This window comes from Mycobacterium sp. PO1 (assembly GCF_017312405.1).
Classification (GTDB): domain Bacteria; phylum Actinomycetota; class Actinomycetes; order Mycobacteriales; family Mycobacteriaceae; genus Mycobacterium.
Genome location: NZ_BLTG01000017.1, coordinates 70,806 through 93,715 on the forward strand (window position 1 = coordinate 70,806; position 22,910 = coordinate 93,715).

The 22,910-nt window shown below is 68.7% G+C and carries 20 protein-coding genes and 1 tRNA gene; 11 read left to right on the forward strand and 10 right to left on the reverse strand.

The annotated features are described in order from the left end of the window. Positions 1–4: 4 nt before the first annotated feature. From J3476_RS07590 to J3476_RS07600, 3 genes are all read right to left on the reverse strand, one after another. Entirely contained in the window at positions 5–964 is a 960-nt protein-coding gene (locus J3476_RS07590; RefSeq protein ID WP_207065881.1) for a nucleoside triphosphate pyrophosphohydrolase, read from the reverse strand. Between the two features lie 19 nt (positions 965–983). Next, a complete protein-coding gene (mfd, locus tag J3476_RS07595) occupies positions 984–4,658 on the reverse strand; it encodes a transcription-repair coupling factor (RefSeq protein WP_207065882.1) in 3,675 nt (1,224 codons plus the stop codon). A gap of 97 nt (positions 4,659–4,755) precedes the next feature. Further along, positions 4,756–5,349, reverse strand: a complete 594-nt coding sequence (locus tag J3476_RS07600) for a TetR/AcrR family transcriptional regulator (protein WP_152519859.1) — start codon at positions 5,347–5,349, stop codon at positions 4,756–4,758. 86 nt (positions 5,350–5,435) lie between these two features. Between J3476_RS07600 and J3476_RS07605 the strand changes: the two genes are divergently transcribed. Continuing rightward, positions 5,436–5,507: transfer RNA gene (locus tag J3476_RS07605), tRNA-Gln, on the forward strand. 99 nt (positions 5,508–5,606) lie between these two features. Then, the gene (gene glmU, locus J3476_RS07610) at positions 5,607–7,091 is read left to right on the forward strand and encodes a bifunctional UDP-N-acetylglucosamine diphosphorylase/glucosamine-1-phosphate N-acetyltransferase GlmU (protein ID WP_207065883.1); all 1,485 of its coding nucleotides are present in this window, start codon (positions 5,607–5,609) and stop codon (positions 7,089–7,091) included. Between the two features lie 77 nt (positions 7,092–7,168). On the opposite strand, the gene J3476_RS07615 is transcribed toward glmU, so the two are convergent. Next, the gene (locus J3476_RS07615) at positions 7,169–8,542 is read right to left on the reverse strand and encodes a DUF2254 domain-containing protein (protein WP_373889039.1); all 1,374 of its coding nucleotides are present in this window, start codon (positions 8,540–8,542) and stop codon (positions 7,169–7,171) included. A gap of 158 nt (positions 8,543–8,700) precedes the next feature. Here J3476_RS07615 and J3476_RS07620 point away from each other — a divergent pair, with 158 nt between their 5' ends. From J3476_RS07620 to pth, 6 genes are all read left to right on the forward strand, one after another. Continuing rightward, a complete protein-coding gene (locus tag J3476_RS07620; protein WP_152518461.1) occupies positions 8,701–9,681 on the forward strand; it encodes a ribose-phosphate diphosphokinase in 981 nt (326 codons plus the stop codon). A gap of 33 nt (positions 9,682–9,714) precedes the next feature. Next, positions 9,715–10,056 (forward strand): arsenate reductase (glutaredoxin), encoded by a 342-nt coding sequence (gene arsC, locus J3476_RS07625; protein ID WP_207065884.1) that lies wholly within the window; start codon positions 9,715–9,717, stop codon positions 10,054–10,056. Continuing rightward, entirely contained in the window at positions 10,053–10,715 is a 663-nt protein-coding gene (locus J3476_RS07630; protein ID WP_207065885.1) for an LpqN/LpqT family lipoprotein, read from the forward strand. The genes arsC and J3476_RS07630 overlap by 4 nt, the downstream gene beginning before the upstream one ends. 164 nt (positions 10,716–10,879) lie before the next feature. After that, positions 10,880–11,761, forward strand: coding sequence for an oxidoreductase (locus J3476_RS07635; RefSeq protein WP_207065886.1), 882 nt, complete (start codon positions 10,880–10,882; stop codon positions 11,759–11,761). Between the two features lie 142 nt (positions 11,762–11,903). Continuing rightward, positions 11,904–12,560, forward strand: a complete 657-nt coding sequence (locus J3476_RS07640) for a 50S ribosomal protein L25/general stress protein Ctc (RefSeq protein WP_152518465.1) — start codon at positions 11,904–11,906, stop codon at positions 12,558–12,560. Positions 12,561–12,583: 23 nt separating this feature from the next. Beyond that, complete coding sequence (gene pth / locus J3476_RS07645) at positions 12,584–13,162, forward strand: aminoacyl-tRNA hydrolase (RefSeq protein WP_207065887.1); 579 nt, start codon at positions 12,584–12,586, stop codon at positions 13,160–13,162. On the opposite strand, the gene J3476_RS07650 is transcribed toward pth, so the two are convergent. Continuing rightward, positions 13,159–14,190, reverse strand: coding sequence for an epoxyqueuosine reductase (locus tag J3476_RS07650; RefSeq protein WP_207065888.1), 1,032 nt, complete (start codon positions 14,188–14,190; stop codon positions 13,159–13,161). The two genes, pth and J3476_RS07650, sit on opposite strands and share 4 nt — an antisense overlap. A 90-nt stretch (positions 14,191–14,280) precedes the next feature. On the opposite strand from J3476_RS07650, the gene J3476_RS07655 reads away from it, so the two are divergent. Both J3476_RS07655 and J3476_RS07660 read left to right on the forward strand, forming a co-directional pair. Further along, positions 14,281–14,610 (forward strand): helix-turn-helix transcriptional regulator, encoded by a 330-nt coding sequence (locus tag J3476_RS07655; protein ID WP_207065889.1) that lies wholly within the window; start codon positions 14,281–14,283, stop codon positions 14,608–14,610. Between the two features lie 31 nt (positions 14,611–14,641). After that, positions 14,642–15,136 (forward strand): SRPBCC domain-containing protein, encoded by a 495-nt coding sequence (locus tag J3476_RS07660; RefSeq protein WP_207065890.1) that lies wholly within the window; start codon positions 14,642–14,644, stop codon positions 15,134–15,136. A gap of 68 nt (positions 15,137–15,204) precedes the next feature. Here the strand turns inward: J3476_RS07660 and J3476_RS07665 are convergent, their stop codons facing one another. Both J3476_RS07665 and J3476_RS07670 read right to left on the reverse strand, forming a co-directional pair. Continuing rightward, positions 15,205–16,059 carry an ABC transporter permease gene (locus tag J3476_RS07665; RefSeq protein ID WP_207065891.1) on the reverse strand — a complete coding sequence of 285 codons (855 nt, stop codon included), beginning with the start codon at positions 16,057–16,059 and terminating at the stop codon, positions 15,205–15,207. Continuing rightward, positions 16,056–17,042 (reverse strand): ATP-binding cassette domain-containing protein, encoded by a 987-nt coding sequence (locus J3476_RS07670; protein WP_286182728.1) that lies wholly within the window; start codon positions 17,040–17,042, stop codon positions 16,056–16,058. Before J3476_RS07670 ends, J3476_RS07665 begins: the two co-directional genes overlap by 4 nt. A 61-nt stretch (positions 17,043–17,103) precedes the next feature. Between J3476_RS07670 and J3476_RS07675 the strand changes: the two genes are divergently transcribed. Continuing rightward, positions 17,104–18,540, forward strand: coding sequence for a lipase maturation factor family protein (locus J3476_RS07675; protein ID WP_286182721.1), 1,437 nt, complete (start codon positions 17,104–17,106; stop codon positions 18,538–18,540). Positions 18,541–18,583: 43 nt separating this feature from the next. Here the strand turns inward: J3476_RS07675 and J3476_RS07680 are convergent, their stop codons facing one another. The 3 genes from J3476_RS07680 to J3476_RS07690 all read right to left on the reverse strand — a co-directional run bounded on the left by J3476_RS07680 (position 18,584) and on the right by J3476_RS07690 (position 22,706). Next, positions 18,584–20,155, reverse strand: a complete 1,572-nt coding sequence (locus J3476_RS07680; RefSeq protein ID WP_207065894.1) for a PTS ascorbate transporter subunit IIC — start codon at positions 20,153–20,155, stop codon at positions 18,584–18,586. A gap of 19 nt (positions 20,156–20,174) precedes the next feature. Continuing rightward, entirely contained in the window at positions 20,175–20,948 is a 774-nt protein-coding gene (locus J3476_RS07685; RefSeq protein WP_207065895.1) for a PTS sugar transporter subunit IIA, read from the reverse strand. Positions 20,949–21,071: 123 nt separating this feature from the next. Continuing rightward, complete coding sequence (locus J3476_RS07690) at positions 21,072–22,706, reverse strand: fatty acyl-AMP ligase (RefSeq protein WP_207065896.1); 1,635 nt, start codon at positions 22,704–22,706, stop codon at positions 21,072–21,074. Between the last annotated feature and the right edge of the window lie 204 nt (positions 22,707–22,910).

A 22,910-nucleotide genomic window follows, 5' to 3' on the forward strand; every position in this document is an offset into this window, starting at 1 on the left:
GGGGTCACACGCTGGGCGGATCCGCCTCTTCTGTCCCCGGCCAGTGGGCGCGCCACTCGTCGGCGCCGATCCCGGTCAGCGGGGCGCCGTCGAGTTCCTCGGCGACGTCGTCGCCGCGGCGGGCGGCGGCTGCGGCGCGTTCGGCGCTGCGTACGTCGTCCATGAACTCCAGCACCGCGGTGCGCAGCGCGTTCTCGGCGTCCACCTCCGCCGACACCGTCACCGAGGTCAGCTCCTCGGGAACCACATCGGCGGGCACCCCGGCCCCCTCGGCGCGGGCAAGCACCTTCTGGGCCAGCGCCAACGCCGGCTGGGCGGTGGGGATGTCGTCCATGCAGGATTCGCGCTTGGAGGTCTCCAGCGCTTTGCGCTGCTCCCACTGCGCCAGCTGGTCCTCCAGCGAGATCGACTCCCCCGCCAGCACCGCGGGCACCCGGTTGCCCAGCTTGCGGACCAGCGCGTCGGCGACGTCGTCGATGGTGAACGCATGCTCGGGGGCCTCTTCGGCGATGCGGGCATGGAACAGCACCTGCAGCAGCACATCACCGAGCTCGTCGCGCAGTTCGCCGAGATCGCCGCCGTGCACCGCGTCGAACAGCTCGTAGGTCTCCTCGAGCAGGTAACGCCGCAACGAATCGTGGGTCTGCTGGCTTTCCCACGGGCCGGCGGTGCGCAACCGGTCCATCAGAGCCACCGCGTCGACCAATCGCTCCCCGGAGGCCGCGGCCGGCGCCGCGATCACCCGCTCCCCGGCCGAGATTCGCGACAGCACCGAGGGGTGCTCGGCGTCGCTGGACAACAGCACCTCGGCGGGCTCACCGTCGTAGGCCGGACGCGCCGACGGCAGCGACCACGGCACCTTGATCGGCATCTCCTCGGTGTATTGCACGTCCCCGGACAGCAGCTCGATCGCCTCGACAGGGACCAGGGAGGGCCGGCGTGGATCCACCAGGACGACCGTCACCGCCGCTCACTCACGTGGTTCATCCGCCCGAGGCACCTCCGAACTTGGTTATATCAACTTCCTCGTCCGGTTTCCCGTCGATGGCCAGCAAAAACCCGGCCACGAACGCCACCAGGTCCAGGTCCCGGATCCGGGGCGAGCCCACCCCGCTGCCCGCCCGCGGAATCGGCACCTGCACCACCGAGGTGGTGGCCCGGTAGCTGGCGCCCGAGTAGAGCCGCTTGAGCCGCAGCTGCGCCGAATCGGCCAGGGTCATCGGCGAGATGCGTACCGTGGTCGCCGACGCCGCCCCGATCTCGGTGACACCGTGCGCGCGGGCCAACAGTCGCAGCCGAGCCACGGCCACCAGGCGCTCGGCCGGCTCGGGCAGCGGACCGTAGCGGTCGACGAGCTCATCGACCACGGAGTCGATGGTCCGGTCGTCGGTGGCCGCCGCCAGCCGGCGGTAGGCCTCCAGCCGCAGCCGGTCGCTGTTGATGTAGTCCGGCGGCAGATGCGCGTCGACGGGTAGGTCGACCCGCACGTCCTTCGACTCCTCCGGTGTGGCAACGGTTTTCCCGTCCGCGGCGGCCCGGTACGCCTCGACGGCCTCACCGACCAGCCGCACGTACAGGTCGAAGCCGACACCGGCGACGTGCCCGGATTGCTCGGCGCCCAGCACGTTTCCGGCGCCGCGGATCTCGAGATCCTTCATCGCCACCGCCATACCGGCGCCGAGTTCGTTGTTCTGGGCGATGGTGGCCAGCCGGTCGTAGGCCGTCTCGGTCAGCGGCACCTCGGGCGGATACAGGAAGTAGGCGTAACCCCGCTCACGCGAGCGGCCCACCCGCCCGCGCAGCTGGTGCAGCTGCGAGAGCCCGAAGGTGTCCGCGCGCTCCACGATCAGCGTGTTGGCGTTGGAGATGTCCAGGCCGGTCTCGACGATGGTGGTGCAGACCAGGATGTCGTACTCGCGGTTCCAGAAGCCCTCGACGGTCTTCTCCAGCTGTTCCTCGGGCATCTGCCCGTGCGCTACCACCACCCGCGCCTCGGGCACCATCTGCCGCACCCGCGCGGCCGCCTGGTCGATGGAGCGGACCCGGTTGTGGATGTAGAACGCCTGCCCGTCACGCAGCATCTCGCGGCGCAGCGCGGCGGCGACCTGCTTGTCGTCGTGCGGCCCCACATACGTCAGCACCGGGTAGCGCTCCTCGGGCGGGGTGAGGATCGTCGACATCTCCCGGATGCCGGCCAAGCTCATCTCCAACGTCCGCGGGATCGGGGTGGCGCTCATCGTCAGCACGTCGACGTGGGTGCGCATCGATTTGATGTGCTCCTTGTGCTCCACACCGAAGCGCTGTTCCTCGTCGACGACGATGAGCCCCAGGTCTTTCCACGTCACCCCGGTCTGCAGCAGCCGGTGGGTGCCGATGACGATGTCGACGCTGCCGTCCTTCATCCCCTCCAGCGTGGCGCGGGACTCGGCGGGGTCGGTGAACCGCGACAGGCCCTTGACCGTCACCGGGAAGCCGGCGGTCCGCGCGGTGAACGTCTGCAGGTGCTGATCGGCCAGCAGTGTCGTCGGCACCAGCACCGCGACCTGCTTACCGTCCTGCACCGCCTTGAACGCCGCGCGCACCGCGATCTCGGTCTTGCCGTAGCCGACGTCACCGCAGATCACCCGGTCCATCGGAACCGGCTTTTCCATGTCGGACTTCACCTCGGTGATCGCGGTGAGCTGGTCGACGGTCTCGGTGAAGCCGAACGCGTCCTCCATCTCGACCTGCCACGGGGTGTCCGGGGCGAACGCGTGCCCCGGCGAGGCCTGCCGTTTGGCGTACAGCGCGACCAGCTCGGCGGCGATCTCGCGCACCGCGCGGCGGGCCTTGGTCTTGGTGTTGGCCCAGTCGCTGCCGCCGAGCTTGCTCAACGTGGGCGCCTCGCCGCCCACGTAGCGCGACAGCTGATCCAGCGAATCCATCGGCACATACAGCCGGTCGGCGGTCTGGCCTCGCTTGGTGGAGGCGTACTCCAGCACCAGATATTCGCGGCGTGCCCCGCCGACCACCCGCTCGGTCATCTCGACGAAGCGACCGATGCCGTGCTGATCGTGCACGACGAGATCGCCCGCCGTCAGCGCGAGCGGGTCAACGACGTTGCGCCGCTTGGCCGCCAGCTTCTTGCCCTCGGTGGCACCGGCGCGGTTGCCGGTCAGGTCGGTCTCGGTGATCACGACCAGGTTGGCGCCGGGCAGGACGACGCCGTCGTGCAGCGGGCCCTTGAGAACCCCGACGACGCCTTCCTTCAGCGGCGCCCCTGGATCCAACAGCGTTGCCGGCGTATCGGATTCGCCGAGTTGCTCGACGACACGCATGCACGTGCCCGCCCCGGGGGTGACGACGGCGGCGTGACCGCCGGTCATGACGTGAGCGCGCAGCATCGCGAAGATCTCGGCCAGGTTGTGCTGCTGACCGCGTGCCGACGGGGCGGGACGGATGTCGAGCTGCAGCGCTTCCCCGGAGCCGCTGTCGAGCTGGCTGAGCGTCCACCAGGGATGCCCGCCGGTGCGGGCGTTGTCGCGTGCGTCGTCGAAGCCGAGGAACCCGGACGCGCCGAGGGCCTCGATGTCGATGGGCACGTCGCCGCCGACGGCGGCGGTCGACCAGGACGCCTCCAGGAACTCGCGGCCGGTCTTGATCAGATCAGCGGCGCGGGTGCGCACCTTCTCCGGATCGCAGATCAGCAGCGGGGCGCCGGCCGGAAGGTGGTCGGGCAGAGTCGCCAGCTCGGTCGGCTTGAGCAGCGGCAGCAGCGCCTCCATGCCGTCGACCGGGATGCCCTCGGCGAGCTTGGCCAGCATGTCGGGCACCGACCCCGGCACGCTGTTCTCGACGACCGGGTGCTCGGCGGCCAGAGCGGCGGCGCGGTCGCGGACGTCGTCGGTGAGCAGCAGCTCGCGGCAGGGCACCGCGATGACGACGTCGATGTCGATCTCGGGGATGGAGCGCTGGTCGGCGACCGAGAACATCCGCATCTCCGACACCTCGTCACCCCAGAACTCGACGCGCACCGGATGCTCGAGGGTCGGGGGGAACAGGTCGAGAATGCCGCCGCGTACGGCGAACTCGCCGCGCTTGCCGACCATGTCGACGCGGGTGTAGGCCAGCTCGACCAGCCGATGCACGGTCGCGTCGAACGCGTCGGCCCCCGCGGCTCCGGCCGCGGTGTCGGGTTCCTCACCCACGGTCAGCGTCACCGGCTCGGTCCGGGCCAGGTCGGGGGCCATCGGCTGCAGCAGCGAGCGCGCGGTGGTGACGACGATGCGCACCGGTGGGCCCAGCCGCGCATCGTCGGGGTAGGCGAGGCGGCGCAGCAGCAGCATCCGCGCGCCGACCGTGTCGGTGCCCGGCGAGAGCCGCTCGTGCGGCAACGTCTCCCACGACGGGAACAGCGCGACGGCGTCGCCGAACACGCCGCGCAGCTCGGCGGTGAGGTCGTCGGCTTCCCGGCCTGTCGCGGTAACGACCAGCAGCGGGCCCGTCTGGGCGATCGCGGCAGCCGCGTAGACCCGGGCACTGGCCGGGCCGATGAGATCGAGATCGGCGGGCCGCTCGGCGGCACGGCGGGTCACCTCGTGCAGAGAGGGATCCCGTAGTGCCAGCTCGATGAGGCCCGCGATCGGGGTGTGGACATCGATGGTCCCCGATGCGGTCATGATGACTCCACTGTAAGCGTCTGCGACGACAGCCGTTCCTCCGGCATCCCACGTGGTGCGGGTCACGAAAGGAGGACGCGGCCCGCTTGTTTGACCGCTACTCCTGGTGCAGGACCGGGTCGGACTCCAGATGCGTCAGCCCGTTCCAGCACAGGTTCACCAGATGGGCGGCCACCACTTCCTTCTTCGGCTCCCGCACGTCGAGCCACCACTGCGCGGTCATCGACACCGACCCGACCAGCGCCTGCGCGTACAGCGGCGCGAGGTCAGGGTCCAGGCCGCGCCGGGAGAAGTCACCGGCCAGGATCGAGGCCACCTGGCTGACGGCGTCGTTGAGCAGGGTCGAATAGGTGCCCGAGGTGATGCTGGCCGGGGAATCACGGATCAGGATGCGGAAACCGTCGGTGTGCTGTTCGACGTAGGTCAGCAAGGCCAGCGCGACCCGTTCGACGCGCACCCGCGACCGGTTGTTGGTCAGCGAGGACGTGATGCCGTCGAGCAGCGCGGACATCTCCCGGTCCACGACCACGGCGTAGAGGCCCTCTTTGCCGCCGAAGTGCTCGTAGACGACCGGCTTGGAAACGTTGGCCCGCAGCGCGATCTCCTCGATCGAGGTGCCGTCGTAGCCCCGCTCGGCGAACAGCGACTTGGCGATCTCGATGAGCTGCTGGCGACGTTCACTACCGGTCATCCGGGCACGTGGAGCGCGCACCTCTTTCTCGGACCCAGCCACGGGCTCCAGGTTAGTTGCTTCGACTAGAGTCTCTGGGTGATCGGTCCGTCGTGGTGTAATCGGCAGCACCTCTGATTTTGGTTCAGATAGTTCAGGTTCGAGTCCTGGCGACGGAGCAGTGACCGCGGCGACCGTGCGCGGAATGCCGGCGCTGACCGGCGCGTCGAGGGGCAAACACGCACGCTCGCCGGGCGTGGACCGCGGGAAGGACTGTGATGAGTGAGGCCGCCGTCCTGATCCTCGCTGCAGGAGCGGGCACCCGGATGAAGTCCGACACCCCCAAGGTGCTGCACACCCTGGCCGGGCGCAGCATGCTGGCCCACTCGCTGCACGCGGTGACGAAGGTGGCGCCGCGCCATCTGGTGGTCGTCGTGGGACGCGACCGGGAACGCGTGGCGCCCGCTGCCCTCGACATCGGCAGGGACGTGGGCCGCGACGTGCAGATCGCCGTGCAGGAAGAGCAGCTGGGCACAGGTCACGCCGTGGTCTGCGGGCTCAGCGCGCTGCCCGAGGAGTTCACCGGGGTCGTCGTGGTGACCGCGGGGGACGTACCGCTGCTCGACGCCGCGACCCTGGCCGAGCTGGTCTCCACCCACAGCGCCGAAGCGGCGGTGGTCACCGTCCTGACCACCACCCTGCCCGACCCGACCGGCTACGGCAGGGTGCTGCGCACCCAGGACGGCGACGTCATCGGCATCGTCGAACAGGCCGACGCCACCCCATCGCAGCAGGCGATCACCGAGGTCAACGCCGGGGTGTACGCCTTCGACATCGCCGCGCTGCGCTCGGCGCTGAGCCGGCTGAGCTCCGACAACGCCCAGCACGAGCTGTACCTGACCGACGTCATCGCGATCGTGCGCGCCGACGGTCACGTGGTGCGCGCCCATCACGTCGACGACGCCTCGCTGGTCGCCGGCGTCAACGACCGCGTGCAGCTGTCCGAGTTGGGCGCCGAGTTGAACCGGCGCCTGGTGGCGGCCCATCAGCGCAACGGGGTGACGGTCATCGACCCGGCCTCGACGTGGATCGACGTCGACGTCACGATCGGCCGCGACACCGTCATACGGCCCGGCACCCAGCTGCTCGGCGGCACCCGCATCGGGTCGCGATGCGAGATCGGCCCGGACACGACGCTGACGGACGTGACGGTCGGCGACGCCGCCGAGGTCGTGCGCACCCACGCCACGTCAGCTCAGATCGGTGACGAGGCCACCGTCGGCCCGTTCACCTACCTGCGCCCCGGCAGCAAGCTGGGCAGCGCCGGCAAGCTCGGCGCGTTCGTCGAGACCAAGAACGCCGCGATCGGCGCCGGCAGCAAGGTTCCGCACCTGACCTACGTCGGCGACGCCGACATCGGCGAGCACAGCAACATCGGCGCCTCCAGTGTCTTCGTCAACTACGACGGGGAGACGAAGTCGCGCACCACGATCGGCTCGCACGTGCGGACCGGCTCGGACACCATGTTCGTCGCCCCGGTCACGGTCGGCGACGGCGCCTACACCGGTGCGGGCACCGTGATCCGCGACGACGTGCCGCCCGGGGCGCTGGCCGTGTCGGCCGGCCCGCAACGCAACATCGAAGGCTGGGTACAGCGCAAACGCCCGGGCAGCGCCGCGGCCGAAGCCGCTCGACTGGCCGCCGAACGGCCCGCGGACACCGCCTCGTCCGATGACACCGCCTCGTCTGACGGCGGGAGCTAGCCGACCTCCTCCGGCGGCGAGAACTGGACGAACCCGTCCGGCGGCGAGGACTGGACGAACCCGTCCGACGGCGCGAGCTAGACGACCTCGGGACGGCGCCAGCGGCCGGCCAGCGCCTCCTCGGTGGCCAGCGCCAACCCCTCGAGCATCTCCCGCTCGGCAGGGTCGAAGTCCTGGCTGGCCACAGTGCGCCGCATCCGGGTCAGCTGGTTGTCGATGGCCGAGCGGTGCCGCGAGCCCGCACACCAGGCCAGATCACGCAGCAGCCGGGTGATCGCCGCGAGCACCGCCGCGTCCTCGGCACCGTAATGGCGCGGCTGGGTGACTGCCTCGTCGAGCAGGTCGGCCAGCCGCGGACCCTCGAGCACCACCCGCACCACGTCGTCGTCGTCGCAATACACCGAGGGGCCGAGCCGACGATCCGCCAGCCGGCACAGCAGCGCCGACAGGTGCCCGATGCCGTGCACCGCCGTCGTCGGATCGTTGATACCGGGCGAGAGCGCCTTGACCACCACGTCGGTCAGCTGCCGCACCGCGTAGCCGATGTCCTGCACCGGCGTGCGCTCGTCGCCGACCCGCACCGCCTCGGTCACGCAGTCGCGCACCGCCGAGAAGTCGTCGTCCTCGAGGCGTCCACCGCCGGCCGCCCACACCAGCGCCACCGGCGTGCCCTGGACCACCCAGTCCCCGGGCTTGCGTTGCAGCGCGACGACCGCCCCGGCGTCGGCCGCGGCACCGACCACGGGCTGGGCGTCAACCCCGGTGAGGAACCCTGTCCCGCTGCCGGCGACCGGCACCGCATCCCGCGGCGGGGCAGGCACCGAGTGCCCGTCAGACGATTCGTCCATCTGCTCGAGGCTGGCCTCGGCGTTGCGCAAGGCTTCGTTGAGCACCGAGCCGAGCAGCGTCTCCACCCGGATGAGCCGCACCAGATGCCCGAGGAACAGCACCAACGTGATCACGCTGATCACGGCGAGCAGAAAGCCGACCGTCACCGAGATCTGCGGCACGAACACCGTGCCGCCGTTGTCGCTGTCGCGCACGGTCCGCAGCACCGTCAACGCGTAGGCGAACGTCGCCACGAACAGCCCGAGCGTGCGCTGCACGAACCTGTCCCGGGCGAAGGTGCGCAACAGCCGCGGCGAGAATTGGCTGCTGGCCAGCTGCAACGTCACCAGAGTCAGCGAGAACGTCAGCGACGTCACCGTCATCACCGAGCCGGCGATGGCGGCGAGCAGGTCGCGCGCCGCCGCGGGGCCCCCGCCGAAGATCCACCTCGAGACCTCCGCGGGCATCGCACCGTCGAGCATCTGATCGAGCTCGGGCAGCAGCAGACCGGCCACGATGGCCACCGCGATGGCCATCGTCGGCACCGGCCACAGCCGGGTCCGGATCGCGTCGAGCATCCACGTTCTGCGGCGGTTGACCGCCGACCAGACGCGCACCTGCATCACCTCCGCGGGACCGTCGGACGTCGTCGTTCCCGTAGTGAGGCTACCGACTGGTAGCGTGCGGTCGCCGGATGTTGGCATTCCGGTAACCCGCCAGCGTATGGGTGTACGCGCTACGTACGATGGCCCCGTACAAATCACCGAGCCGAGGGCAGCCCGTGAGCCACGACTGGACTGACAACCGCAAGAACCTGATGCTGTTCTCGGGTCGCGCGCATCCCGAACTGGCCGAGCAGGTCGCAAAGGAACTCGACGTTCCGGTGACCGCGCAAACGGCCCGGGATTTCGCCAACGGCGAGATCTTCGTCCGCTTCGACGAGTCCGTGCGCGGCTGTGACGCGTTCGTGCTGCAGAGCCATCCCTGGCCGCTGAACCAGTGGCTGATGGAACAGCTGCTGATGATCGACGCACTCAAACGCGGCAGCGCCAAACGCATCACCGCGATCCTGCCGTTCTACCCCTACGCCCGCCAGGACAAGAAGCACCGCGGCCGCGAACCGATCTCGGCGCGGCTGGTCGCCGACCTGCTCAAGACGGCCGGCGCCGACCGCATCGTGACCGTGGACCTGCACACCGACCAGATCCAGGGTTTCTTCGACGGCCCGGTCGACCACATGCGCGCCCAGAAACTGCTGACGGGCTACATCGCCGAGAACTACGCCGACCACGACATGGTCGTCGTCTCCCCCGACTCCGGCCGGGTGCGGGTGGCCGAGAAGTGGGCCGACTCGCTGGGCGGTGTGCCGCTGGCGTTCATCCACAAGACCCGCGACCCGCTGGTGCCCAACCAGGTCAAGTCCAACCGCGTCGTCGGCGACGTGGCGGGTAAGACGTGCATCCTGACCGACGACATGATCGACACCGGCGGCACGATCGCCGGGGCGGTGCGACTGCTCAAGGCCGACGGTGCGGCCGATGTGGTCATCGCCGCCACCCACGGGGTGCTGTCCGACCCGGCCCCGCAGCGCCTCGCCGACAGCGGCGCCCGCGAGGTCATCGTCACCAACACGCTGCCGATCAGCGAAGATAAGATGTTTCCGCAGCTCACGGTCCTGTCGATCGCACCACTGCTGGCCAACACGATTCGCGCGGTGTTCGAGAACGGTTCGGTGACAGGGCTTTTCGACGGATCGGCCTGACGAACCCGACGAGCGCTCGCGCGAGGAGACATGATGACGGCGCGGATCTACCACAACCCGAAGTGCTCGACGTCGCGCAAGACCCTGGAGTTGTTGCGCGACAACGGTGTCGAGCCCGAGGTCGTGCTGTATCTGAAGAACCCGCCGTCGCGGGCCGAGCTCGAGACACTGATCGCCGACGCCGGCATCGAAGTGCGCACCGCGGTGCGTAAACGCGAATCGCTCTACAGCGAGCTCGGTCTGGCCGACGCATCCGACGACCAGCTGCTCGACGCGATGACCGAACACCCGATTCTCATCGAGCGCCCTTTCGTGGTGACCGACAACGGCACCCGGCTCGCGCGCCCCCTCGACAACGTCCGCGAGATCCTGTGACGCTGCGCTGGGCATTGGTGGCCGCGCTGGGGGCGCTGGTGGTCTCCGGATGCGCCACCGAAGCACCCGACTACCAGTCGGTGTGGTCGTCACCCAGCGCCACACCGGCGACCCCGGCGCCCGATCTCGTTCCGCTGTCGAAGTTCCTCGAAGACTCCGGTGTCGTCGGGCAGCCGGTGTCCCCGGAGATGCTCGAGGACCTGACGGTGTCGATGCCGACCCCCGCAGGCTGGCAGCCCTACCAGGACAGCAGCCTTTCGCCGGGCACCCGGATGATCGCCAAGGGCAACACCTACCCGACGGCGATGCTGATGGTGTTCGAACTCGACGGGGAGTTCGACGTCGCCGAGGCGCTGACCCATGCCGACGACGACGCCCAGATGTCGCAGAACTTCCGGATGCTCAATTCCTCCACCAAGGACTTCGAGGGCTTCCCGTCGACGATGATCGAGGGCAGCTACGACCTGGCCAACAACCGGATGCACACCTACAACCGGGTCGTCATCGCCACCGGAGCACCGCCGGCGCGCAAGCGCTACCTGGTCCAGTTCACCGTCACCGGCTACGCCGAACAGGCCGTCGCGGACGCCCCCGACATGGAGAAGATCATCGAGGGCTTCACGGTCTCGGTGCCCGGCGCCGCACCCGCAACCCGGTGAGCCGCGCATCCCGGCAGTAGCGTCCGCTGGGCCGACCGGGGATGACGGGGGTGGACGTCGTCACCGTCGAGCGGGACGGTTCAACCATCCGACACGCCGCCCCGTCGGCTGCCCGGCCGGACGCACGACGGCCGACTTCACCGACCGGCGTTAGGGTGATGCCCATGACCGAGTGGACCGCCGCCGATCTGCCCTCTTTCGCCGGCCGCACCGTCATCGTCACCGGCGCGAACAGCGGCCTCGGGCTGATCACCGCCCGCGAACTCGCCCGCGTCGGCGCCCGGACCATTCTCGCGGTGCGCAACGTCGACAAGGGCACCGTGGCTGCCGCGGACATGTCCGGTGACGTCGAGGTCCGCCGGCTGGACCTGCAGGACCTGTCGTCGATCCGGGATTTCGCGGAAGGCTTCACGCTCTCCGGCGACCGGGTCGACGTGCTGGTCAACAATGCCGGCATCATGGCGGTGCCCTACGCCCTGACCGCCGACGGTTTCGAGAGCCAGATCGGCACCAACCACCTCGGTCACTTCGCGCTGACCAACATGCTGTTGCCCGTCATCACCGACCGCGTGGTCACTGTGTCGTCGATGATGCATCTGTTCGGCTACATCAGCCTGACCGACCTGAACTGGAAGTCGCGGCCTTACCTCGCCTGGCCCGCCTACGGTCAGTCCAAATTGGCGAACCTGCTGTTCACCAGCGAACTGCAGCGCCGACTCTCCGCGGCGGGGTCACCGCTGCAGGCGCATGCCGCCCATCCCGGCTATTCGGCGACGAATCTGCAGGGACACACCGGCAGCCGGTGGGGCTCCCGGGTCGCCGGCATCGGCAACAAGCTGATGGCCACCGACGCCGACTTCGGCGCCCGCCAGACGCTGTACGCGGTGTCCGCCGCGCTGCCGGGCGACAGCTTCATCGGCCCGAGGTTCGCGATGCGGGGACCGACCGGCCCGTCCCCACGCAGCCCGCTGGCCCGCAAGCAGTCCACGGCGCGGGCACTGTGGACGCTGTCCGAGCAGCTCACCGCCACCGAATTTCCACTCTGAGCTCGCCGTGCGCTACCCTGGCTGGCGCGTCACGGCGAGGGTGGCCTGCTCAGCAGGGCCGCCGTTATCGACGGGATACCGCATCTTCGGTGCGCACCCTGGCCGTGCCTGACCAATCGAGCAACGGCACGCTAGGAGAACCATGGCCACCAACAATCTGACCGCATCGGTCCGCACCGAGACCGGCAAGGGCGCCTCACGCCGCGCCCGCCGCGAAGGTCGCGTCCCCGCCGTGCTGTACGGCCACGGCACCGACCCCCGCCACCTCGAGTTGGACGGCCACGACTTCGCCGCCGTGCTGCGCAACGCCGGCACCAACGCCCTGCTCACCCTCGACATCGACGGCGAAGAGCAGCTCGCGCTGCCCAAGGCGCTCGACATCCACCCGATCCGCCGCACCATCACCCACGCCGACCTGATCGTGGTCCGCCGCGGCGAGAAGGTGACCGTCGAGGTCAACGTCGTCGTCGAGGGCGAAGCCGCACCCGGCACGCTGGTCACCCAGGACGCCAACACCATCGAGATCGAGGCCGACCCGACCTCGATTCCCCAGCAGTTCACCGTGTCGGTGGAAGGCGCCGAAGAGGGCACGCAGATCACCGCCGGTGACATCGCCCTGCCCGCGGGTGTGTCGCTGGTCTCCGACGCGGAGATGCTGGTCGTCAACGTCGTCGAGGCGCCGAGCGAAGAAGAGCTCGAGGCCGAGGGCGCCGGTGAGGAAGGCGAGGCTGCGGCCGAGGCCGACACCGAGACCGAGGGTGACGAGGCAGCCGAGGAATCGGCATCCGACTCCGAATAGTCCGGCGACGACAAACGCCTGAGATGGCCGATCCGCTTCTGGTGGTCGGCCTGGGCAACCCCGGGCCGAACTACGCCAAGACCCGGCACAACGTGGGGTTCATGGTGGCCGACATCCTGGCGGGCCGCCTCGGCGACGGCTTCAAGGTGCACAAGAAGTCGGGCGCCGAGGTGGCCACCGGGCGGCTCGCCGGCCGCTCGGTGGTGCTCGCCAAACCGCGGGTGTACATGAACGAATCAGGCCGACAGGTCGGCCCGCTGGCCAAGTTCTATTCGGTGTCCCCCGCCGACATCGTCGTCATCCACGACGAACTCGACATCGACTTCGGCCGGATCCGGCTCAAGCGCGGAGGCGGCGAAGGCGGCCACAACGGTCTGCGTTCGGTGGCGTCAGCGTTGGGCACCAAGGACTTTCAGCGGGTACGCATCGGCATCGGCAGGCCCCCGGGACGTCAGGAGCCGGCCGCCTATGTTCTGCAGCCGTTCAGCACCGGGGAACGCGACGAGGTACCCACGATCTGCGAGCAGGCCGCCGACGCGACCGAGCTGCTGATCGCCGAAGGACTGGAACCGGCCCAGAACACCGTGCACGCCTGGGGTTAACGCAGGTTCAGGCCGCTGTCCACGGTCTTGACCGGCTTGTGGGGATAGCGTCTGCGCGCATGCCGCTCGGCGTCGGAATTCGGCAGGACGTACAGCGTTTCGACCTTGTCCTGCAAGGGTTTGAGAACCAGGTCCATGAATCCCTTGCGGTCATCGAGATACGGTTCGATGACGTCCTCGCCGGCCGGGCACACCGCCAGGCAGTACGCGGCCTTGTAGTTGGCCTTGAACGACAGACTCTGCCACATCGAGGCGTTTTCCGAATCCGTCACCCGGGAGCGGAAGTCCGCGGCGTCGGCACTGTCGGCGACCGTCTGGGCCCAGTCGGTGAAGCCGCCCATGAACTCGCGATAGTTGTGCACCGAGCAGGCCATGAAGTCGAAGTCGCCGTCCTTCTTGATCGCCCCGACCGGGCAGGCCGCCACACACAGCTTGCACTCCAGGCACGGCGAATAGTCCAGTGGCCGGCTGTATTCGGTGATCGGGGCGGCGACCAGGATGGTGCCGAGCAGCACGAAGTTGCCGAACCGCGGGTGGATGACGTTGCGGTGGATGCCCATCACGCCCATGCCGGCGGCCACGGCGACGGGCTTGTGCGCGATCACCCAGATCCGGCCCGGGAAGCGGTCCATCTCCATCGGGAACGTCGCCGAGGGATTGACCACGCGGTGCCCGGCATCCTGCAACAGCCGGGTGATGCGGTGCGCCGCCTCGTTCATGATCTCGCCGCTGCGATGGAACTCCTGGTTGGCGACGCTGCGCGCGGTCGAGCGCACGTTGTCGCGATTCATCTTGACCACCAGCGACAGGTAGCTGACCGCGCCCGGTAATGCCGCGTCGGCGTGGGCCCGTTCGTCGCCGAGCGCGGGGTCGTCGACCGCGGCGAAACCGACGTCGTCGACGCCGGCGTCCAGGCACACCTGCCGCAGCCACGCGGCGTCCAGGGGACCCGGACGGGTCGTCGGACGGGCGCGCACAGCGCGCACCGTGGGGTGTTCGGCCAGTCGGGGCGGCAGCTTGGCGGTCATCAGCTGAGTATATATAGCTATACCCAGAGGCGGGCAACTGCTCGCGACGTATTCCTTGACAGGAATACGTCACGGTCTTAGCGTGGGCCCATGCACGCGACGGTGTTCGGAGCACTCGCCGAGCCGAGTCGGCTGCGGATCGTCGAATTGCTGCGCACCGGGCCACGATCGGTCGGCGAGATCGCCGAGTCGCTCGAGATCCGGCAGCCGCAGGTGAGCAAGCACCTTCGGGTGCTTGGCGATTCGGGGATCGTCGCGGTCGAGGCCATCGCTCGGCACCGCATCTACCACCTCGAGCGCGCACCGTTCGAGGAGATCGAGCGGTGGGCCGGCTCCTTCGAGCAGCTGTGGCACGCGCGCCTCGACTCCCTCGGCGCATTCCTCGAGACCCTCGATAATGCTGAGCACCAACAGGATTGACAAATCACACCCGCGAATCTGGAGACACCGCATGATCTTGCAGCTGTTCAAGAAGACCAAGCAGCTCGACTTCGAGCGCACGTACCGCGCCCCGCGGGCGACGGTGTGGCAGGCCTGGACCGATCCCGACATGCTGCGCCAATGGTGGGGACCGGAGAAGACGTTCATCCCCGAATGCCGGGTCGACCTGCGCGTCGGCGGTGAGCTGTATCTCGTCATGGAAGCCGGCGAGGCGATGGGCAAGTACGCCGGCACGCGCTGGCCGATGTCCGCCACCTTCACCCGGATCGAACCCACCGACCGGCTGACCTACGACGCCAGGTCGTGGACCGAGGGGGACGAGGAAGGCTCGACAATCCATCACACCAACGACGTGACCTTCACCGAATCCGACGGCACCACGACCGTCAGGCTGCACATCGCGATCACCCACATCGGTGCCAAGGCCAAGATGGCGGCCTTCGGCATGAAATTCGGCTACAAGGCGCAACTCGACAAGCTGGACAAGCTGCTCACCTCACGTTGAGACTGCGCTGGCCGCGACGAAATGCGAGTGCGTACCGCGCTGGCTGCAGTCCCAACGTGAGATCGGGCTCAGTCGGAGGTGCGGCGGCGGTAGGCATACAGCGCGAACGGCGCGAACACGGCCGTCAGCGCCAATGACCACAGCACCGTCGAGAGCACCGGATGGTGCAGCGGCAGCTGTGCGCTCGCCGGCGCTGGGCCGCCGTTGCCCCAGAGTTCACGCATGGCCTGCGCCAGCGAGGACACCGGGTTCCATTCGGCGATCACCCGCAGCCAGTGCGGCATCGGCTCGGTCGGCACGAACGTGTTGGCCAGGAACGTCATCGGGAACAGCGCGGTGAACATCACCCCGTTGACCGCCTCGACGGTCCGCATCAACGAGCCGATCAGGATGCCGAACCAGATGATCGCGAAGCCGAACAGCAACAGCAGCGCGAAGGCCAGCACCGCTTCACCGACGCTGTTGCGGATACGCCACCCGATCGCCAGCCCGGTCACCGCCATCACCACCACCCCCAACGAGGAATGGATCACGCTGGCGATGCTGCGCCCGATCAGCACCGAGGACCGCGAGATGGGCAATGCGCGGAACCGGTCGATGATGCCCTTCTCGACATCGGCGGTGATACCGGCCGCCACCACGAATGCGGAGAACACGATGGTCTGCGCCTGGATGCCGGGCAGCAGGAACTCCCGGTAGGAGGCCCCACCGGTGTTGGTGATCGAGGCCCCGAAGACGAAGGCGAACAGCAACACGAACATGATCGGCTGCGCGGTGACGTCGCTGAGCATCTCCGGCATCCGCTTGGTGTGGATCATGTTGCGCTTGACCATGATCCACGACTGCTGTGCCAGGTTTGTTCGGTGCGTCGGTACCGGACGCGGCGTCATCGGCGTCTGCGGCGTGGTCTGCAGCGCGGTCATGCGCCGACCTCCTCGGAGTCTTCGGTGCGATGCCCGGTCAGGGTCAGGAACACATCGTCGAGGCTGGGCCGAGACAACCCGATGTCGTCGACGCCGATGCCGCTGTCGCGCAGCCGGCCCGCCACCTGGATCATGTCGTCGATACCGTCGGCGGCCGCGGTCAACTGGCGGGCGGCGTGATCGACGAACACCTCGGCCCCGGTTCGGCGCAGCAGCGTCTCGGCGGCCGCCACGTCCGCGCCGGCGGTGACCGTCACGACCAGGCTGGCCCGGCCGGCCTGCTGCTTGAGTTCTCTCGGTGAACCCTCGGCGATGATCCGGCCGCGGTCGATGACAACGATGTTGTCGGCCAGCTGATCGGCCTCTTCCAGATACTGCGTGGTCAGCAGCAAGGTTGTGCCCTGGGCGACCAATCCGCGCAGTACGTCCCACAACTCGCTGCGGCTGCGCGGGTCCAGCCCCGTGGTCGGCTCGTCGAGGAACAACACCGGCGGCGATGCCAGCAGGCTGACTGCGAGATCCAGGCGGCGGCGCATCCCGCCGGAGTAGGACCTGACCACCCGGTCACCGGCGTCGGTCAGCGAGAACTGCTCCAGCAACTGCTCACCGAGGAGGGCCAGATCACGGCGGCGGATGCCGTAGAGACCGCCGATCATGCGGATGTTCTCCCGGCCGGTCAGCAACTCGTCGACGGTGGCGACCTGACCGGTCAGCCCCATGTTGCGGCGCACCGCGTCAGGGTCGGTACGCACGTCGTGGCCCGCGACGCGGGCGGTGCCGGCGGTCGGCTCGGTCAGCGTCGTCATCATCCGCACGGTGGTGGTCTTGCCGGCGCCGTTGGGGCCCAGCAAGCCCAATACCGTGCCGGCCGGCACGGCGAAGCTGACGCCGTCGACGGCGGTGTGGTCCCCGAACCGCTTCACCAGATCGATGGCTTCGATGGCCCACTGCATGGCGTCGACGGTATCCGCGCCGACCGACATCTGCCCAACCGTTTTCTTCTCCATCCCGTTCGAACCCTCGTCGCCCGGGTACCCGCCCAGCGTGGACGCGCAGTGGTTCAGCGCGCCGGACTACTGGCTGGCCCGCGAGCTCGTGCAACGCGGCGTGGCCGCGATCTATCTGATCGCGTTCGTCGCGGCGGGCCGGCAGTTCCGCGCGCTCACCGGAGAACAGGGCATGCTCCCGGTCCCCCGGTTCGTGGAGCGCGTCCCGTTCCGCGCGGCGCCGAGCGTGTTCCAGCTGCACTACTCCGACCGGTTCTTCGCCGCGGTGTGCTGGTTCGGCGCCGCAGTCTCGGCGGGCGTCGTCGCAGGACTGATCAACGTCGTGCCGCTGTGGGCCGCGCTGGTGACCTGGCTGGTGCTGTGGGTGCTCTACCAGTCGATCGTCAACGTAGGGCAGCGCTGGTACGGCTTCGGCTGGGAATCGCTGCTGCTGGAAGCCGGATTCGTGGCGGCGTTCCTCGGCAATGACGACATCGCACCGCCGCTTCCCGCGTTGTGGCTGGTGCTGTGGCTGGTGTTCCGCGTCGAGTTCGGGGCCGGGCTGATCAAACTGCGCGGCGACGAATGCTGGCGCGACCTGTCCTGCCTGGACTACCACCACGAGACTCAGCCCATGCCCGGCCCGCTGAGCTGGTTCTTCCACCACCTGCCCAGACCGCTGCACCGGGTGGAGGTCGCCGGCAACCACTTCTCCCAGCTGGTGGTGCCGTTCGCGTTGTTCGCGCCGCAGCCGGCCGGTTCCGTCGCCGGCGTCGTCGTCATCGTCACCCAGTTGTGGCTGGTGGCGTCGGGGAACTTCGCCTGGCTGAACTGGCTGACGATCATCCTGGCCTTCGCCGCGCTCGACCACACGGCCTTCGCGTCGGTGCTGCCGCTGGGCGACCCGCCGCCGCAGGCCGGATCGCCACTGTGGTTCGCGGCGCTCGTCGTCGCCGCTGCTGCGCTGACACTGGTGCTGAGCTACTGGCCGGTGCGCAACATGATCGGACGCGGCCAACGGATGAACGCGTCGTTCAACTCACTGCACCTGGTCAACACCTACGGTGCGTTCGGCAGCATCGGCCGGGTCCGCTACGAGGTCGTCCTGGAAGGCACCTCCGACGCGCTCGGCGAGGAGCCACACTGGCGCGAGTACGGCTTCAAGGGCAAGCCCGGCGACCCGCGCCGGATGCCCCGCCAATGGGCGCCGTACCACCTGCGCCTGGACTGGATGATGTGGTTCGCCGCACTGTCGCCGAGCTTCGCGGCGGACTGGTTCCGCCCGCTGGTCACCCGGTTGCTGCGCAACGACGCGGCGACGCTGCGGTTGCTGCGGCACAACCCGTTTCCCGCCGCGCCGCCGCGCTACGTGCGGGCGCGCCTGTACGAGTACCGCTTCACCACCTGGCAGGAACTGCGCCGCGACGGGGCGTGGTGGCACCGCGAGCTGGTCGGTGAATACCTCCCGCCGGTATCCCTGGACCGGCAGCGGTGAGCGTCACCCGCGCGCGAGCGCTACCTGCCGTTCGAGGCTTCCGTCACTTCGGCGGTGGCGGCGGCGCGGGCGCGCCGTGCGGAGCCGGGATCTTCGGGTAACTGCGCGCACCACTCACCGCGGTGTCGCCGGCCGAGGCCGACTCGGCGGAGCCGGAGCCGCCGGGCGCGGGGCGCCCCGGCGACGGATCCCAGCCGGTGTCGACGAGTTTGCGTTGCACGGCGATGGCCAGCCCCAGCAGGGTCGCGCCGATCAACAGCATCACCACCACGCCCCAGACCGTCCCCAGTTTGGCGGCGTTGCCCAGCAGGATCCCGTACCAGCCGAAGTCGGCGTCGCCGAAGGTGGTGTTCTCTTCACCGAACGACCCGAGCACCCGCACCAGCAGCGCCGGCAGGAAGGTGATCAGCAGTCCGTTGACGAACCCGCCGGCGATCGCGCCCCGTCGCCCTCCAGTGGCGTTGCCGTAGACGCCCGCTGCGCCACCGGTGAAGAAGTGGGGAACCAACCCGGGCAGCACCAGCACCCAACCGAACGCCGGGCCGAGCCACAACGACAGCACGGCCAACCCGGCCAACCCGGCCACGAAGCTGGAGATGAAGCCGATCAGGACGGCGTTCTGGGCGAAAGGAAAGACGATCGGGGCGTCGAGGGCGGGTACCGCGCCCGGCACCATCCGCTCGGCGATGCCCTGGAACGCCGGGACCAGTTCACCGAGGATGGTCCGGACGCCGAACAGGATCACCGCGACCGCGACACCGAAGCTCAGCCCTTGCGTCACACCCATCATCAGGTAGTTGCCGACGCCGCTGGCCGCGCCGGCACCGGTGTCGTCGGCGAACGCCTGGAACGCCGTGTCCTGCCCGGCCCGGGCCAGATAGACCAGCGAGACGATCACATACATCAGCACCATCGACAACGCCGTCGCCACCATGGAGTCCCGCAGAAAGCGCAGGGATTCCGGCAGTTTGAGGTCTTCGGTGGACCGGCTCTTCGCACCGCCGACGAACCGACCGGTGATACCCGACGCGATGTAGCCGAGCGTGCCGAAGTGCCCGATGGCGATGCTGTCGTCGCCGGTGATGCGTTTCGTCCACGGCTGTGAGATGGCCGGCAGGGCCACCATGACGACGCCCAGCAGCACACCACCGACCACGACGACGGTGACCGCGGGCAGTCCCGAGGTCGCGAGCACGATGGTCAGCAGCGTGGCCATGAACAACGTGTGGTGTCCGGTCAGGAACACGTAGTGCAGCGGGGTGAACCGCGCCAGCAACAGGCTGATGGCGAAGCCGAGGATCATCAACCAGGCGACCTGGCCGCCGAACTGGTCCTGGGCGATCCCGACGATGGCCTCGTTGGTGGGCACGACCCCCTTGGTTCCTGCGGCCCCCTGGATCATCACGCCCAGGGGTTGCAGCGACGACACGACCAGGGTGGCACCCGCGCTGATGAGCAGAAAGCCCAACGTGGCCTTCAGCGCTCCGCCGATCACCTGGCCGGTGGACTTACGCAGCGCGATCAACCCGACAGCTGTGATGATGCCGATGAGATAGGCTGGTACAGAAAGGATTTCGTTGACGACGAACTCGGCGATGCTTACCAGCCAATTCACGATGAACTCCTTGGTGAGGTCAGACGTCGTAGGAGTCGCGCAGCGTGGAATCGATCTCGCGCGTGGAGGTGAAGTTCTCGATCACCTTGACGGGCACTCCCACATCGCCGAGGGTTCGGGCGATCTCGCCGGACGTCAGGATCAGGTCGGCTTCTTTGGCTCTACCCTTGGCCGAGATGGTGTCGGTGGCCTCGACTTTGATGAACGGCGCCCACCCCCAGGTGGACAGCACCTGCTCGAGTGTGTTCTTCAGGAAAAGGCTGGTGCCCAAGCCGTTTCCGCAGACTGTCAGGATCAGGTTCTTGGGCTGCGACGCACCGCTGGATGCGGGTGCCGACGCCGGCGCCGTGGATCCCAGCGCCGCGAGCAACTCGTCGGGGGTCGCCGCGGACTCCAGTGCAGCACGCCGGTCGGTGTCACCGAGCAGCTTGGCCAACTCGGCCATCGCGGTGTTGTGGGCTCCGGAGTCGGTGGCGGCCAGCGCGACGACCAGGGACACCGGGTCGTTGGTCTTGTGGCCGAAGGAAACTGGCTGGGCCAGTCGCACCCAGGACATACCGGTGTGGTGGACGGCCGGAGACGGTCGGGCGTGTGCAAAGGCAAAGCCCGGGGCCACCACGATGTAGGGGCCGTTGGTTTCGACGTTGTCGATCATCGACTGCGTGTAAGGGGCGTCGGCGATGCCGGCGTGTTCCAGTAGTTCACCGGCCGCGACGATCGATTCCTGCCAGGTTTCCGCGGCCACGTCCAGCGCGATGCAGTTCGCAGACAGTAGCTCGAGCAGGTCGGCCATGGCCGAACCCTACCCAAACCCGTCGGCGCGGTTACCCGGTTTGCGCGCTCACCCGGCGACGAGCGCGCACGACCTGCCGGGAACAGCGGCGCGCGGCTGCACAGACTCGCGCGTTCGCAAAGCCTAGGTGACCAGGGAGACCGAGGTGGAGCGGCGCAGCTTGCCCGACGACGTCTTGGGGATGCTGCCCGGCCCGAGCACCACGACGTTGCGGGGGCGCACGTCCACCTCGGCGACGACCTCGTGGGCCACCTGATGCTCGATCCGGCGGACCTCGACCGGGTCCTGCCAGGCATTGGACTCGACCGCGACGGCGAAGGTCTCGCGGGAATGGCCGGCGTCCAGACGCACCGCCACCGCACACCCCGGACGCACCCCGTCCACCCGGCCGGCGGCGCGCTCGATGTCGGTCGGATAGATGTTGCGGCCGGCCATGATGATGACGTCCTTGACGCGACCGCAGACCACCACGTTGCCCTCTTCGGTCATGTAACCGAGGTCGCCGGTGTCGTACCAGCCGTGCTCGTCCTGCGCGGGGATGAACCCGCCCATGGTCATGTAGCCGGGCGTCACGCACTCGCCGCGCAGCTCGATCACCCCGACCCCGCGGGCCGGCATGACCTCACCGTGGTCGTCGATGACGCGGGCTTCGAGGTCGGTCAACAGCGGACCGAGTTCGGCAAGGCGCTTGGTGTGCCCCTTGGTCGCCGGGACCGCGCGGCGCAGCGCGGCCAGCAGGTCGGCATCGACCTCGTCCACGGTCAGACCCCGGCCGCACGGCGAGAACGACACCGCCAGCGTGGTCTCGGCCATGCCGTAGGCGGGCAGGATCGCACCCGGGTCCAGCCCGAACGGCTTACCGGCGTCCAGCAGATCCTCGACGTCGGCGGGCTCGACCGGCTCGGCGCCCGACAGTGCGAAGCGCAGCGTCGACAGGTCGAACTCGCCGGGCTTGGCCTGGCGGCGCAACCGCTTGGCGAACAGCGCGTAGGCGAAGTTCGGCGCCGCGGTCATCGTGCCCTTGTACTTGTCGATCAGCTTGGCCCACAGCAGGGTGTCCCGCATGAAGTCCATCGGCGTGACCTTGACCAACTCGGCGCCGAAGTACATCGGGATGGTCAGGAAGCCGACCATGCCCATGTCGTGGAAACAGGGCAGCCAGCTGACCATGACGTCGGTCTCGACGTCGTACTGCGCGCCGATGAACATGGCCTCGGCGTTGGAGTAGATGTTGCGGTGGGTGATCTGGACGGCCTTCGGAGACCCGGTGGAGCCCGACGTCAGCTGCATCAGCGCCAGCTCGTCCTCGCCCACCTCGAGGGGGTCGACCGGATCGGCCGCCAGCAGGTCGTCCACCTTGAGGACGGTGATGCCCTTCTCCTCGAGCACCGGCACCGCCACCAGGAACGGTTCGGAGACGATGACGGCCTTGGCCTCGATCATCCCGATGACGGTCATCGTGTCCTCGGCCCACACCGCCAGGTCGGTGCGGGGGGTCGGCTGGTGCAGCATGGTCAGGCTGGCGCCACGCATCCACAGCCCCTGCGCGGTCGGGGCGATCTCGACCGGGAAACCCGCGAGCACGCCGACCGCGTCGCCGAGTCCGACGCCGGCCGCGGCGAGACCGCCGGCGATGCGCCGCGCTCGCTCGTGCACCTCACCCCAGGTGTGCCGAACCGGTTCGTACGGCTCGCCGGTCACCATTCCGCGGTTGCTGGTGCGGGCATTGCGGTACATCTTCTCGGTGAATCTGCTCACGACGACCTCCTCGCCGACATCTGCCCCGTCGAAAACGCGCTTTGTCCATGTTCCGCCTGTTGGGAGGCGTTTTCACGGAGGCGCGCACACATTTGGGGAGCGGTTGTGTCTCGAATCGGTGATGTCCCGAAGCCGCGATCAGATTCACCCAAGCACCCACCGAGAGTTCTCCCGGTGGGCAAGCTCGTTGCGTCCACTTCTCGA

Coding starts and splice junctions, on each gene's coding strand:
- mfd (WP_207065882.1), bottom strand. CDS start 4,658: ATGACCGCATCGGGGACCATCGATGTCCACACCCCGATCGCGGGCCTC.
- J3476_RS07600 (WP_152519859.1), bottom strand. CDS start 5,349: ATGACCGGTAGTGAACGTCGCCAGCAGCTCATCGAGATCGCCAAGTCG.
- glmU (WP_207065883.1), top strand. CDS start 5,607: ATGAGTGAGGCCGCCGTCCTGATCCTCGCTGCAGGAGCGGGCACCCGG.
- J3476_RS07615 (WP_373889039.1), bottom strand. CDS start 8,542: ATGCAGGTGCGCGTCTGGTCGGCGGTCAACCGCCGCAGAACGTGGATG.
- arsC (WP_207065884.1), top strand. CDS start 9,715: ATGACGGCGCGGATCTACCACAACCCGAAGTGCTCGACGTCGCGCAAG.
- J3476_RS07635 (WP_207065886.1), top strand. CDS start 10,880: ATGACCGAGTGGACCGCCGCCGATCTGCCCTCTTTCGCCGGCCGCACC.
- J3476_RS07640 (WP_152518465.1), top strand. CDS start 11,904: ATGGCCACCAACAATCTGACCGCATCGGTCCGCACCGAGACCGGCAAG.
- pth (WP_207065887.1), top strand. CDS start 12,584: ATGGCCGATCCGCTTCTGGTGGTCGGCCTGGGCAACCCCGGGCCGAAC.
- J3476_RS07650 (WP_207065888.1), bottom strand. CDS start 14,190: ATGACCGCCAAGCTGCCGCCCCGACTGGCCGAACACCCCACGGTGCGC.
- J3476_RS07655 (WP_207065889.1), top strand. CDS start 14,281: ATGCACGCGACGGTGTTCGGAGCACTCGCCGAGCCGAGTCGGCTGCGG.
- J3476_RS07660 (WP_207065890.1), top strand. CDS start 14,642: ATGATCTTGCAGCTGTTCAAGAAGACCAAGCAGCTCGACTTCGAGCGC.
- J3476_RS07665 (WP_207065891.1), bottom strand. CDS start 16,059: ATGACCGCGCTGCAGACCACGCCGCAGACGCCGATGACGCCGCGTCCG.
- J3476_RS07670 (WP_286182728.1), bottom strand. CDS start 17,042: ATGTCGGTCGGCGCGGATACCGTCGACGCCATGCAGTGGGCCATCGAA.
- J3476_RS07685 (WP_207065895.1), bottom strand. CDS start 20,948: ATGGCCGACCTGCTCGAGCTACTGTCTGCGAACTGCATCGCGCTGGAC.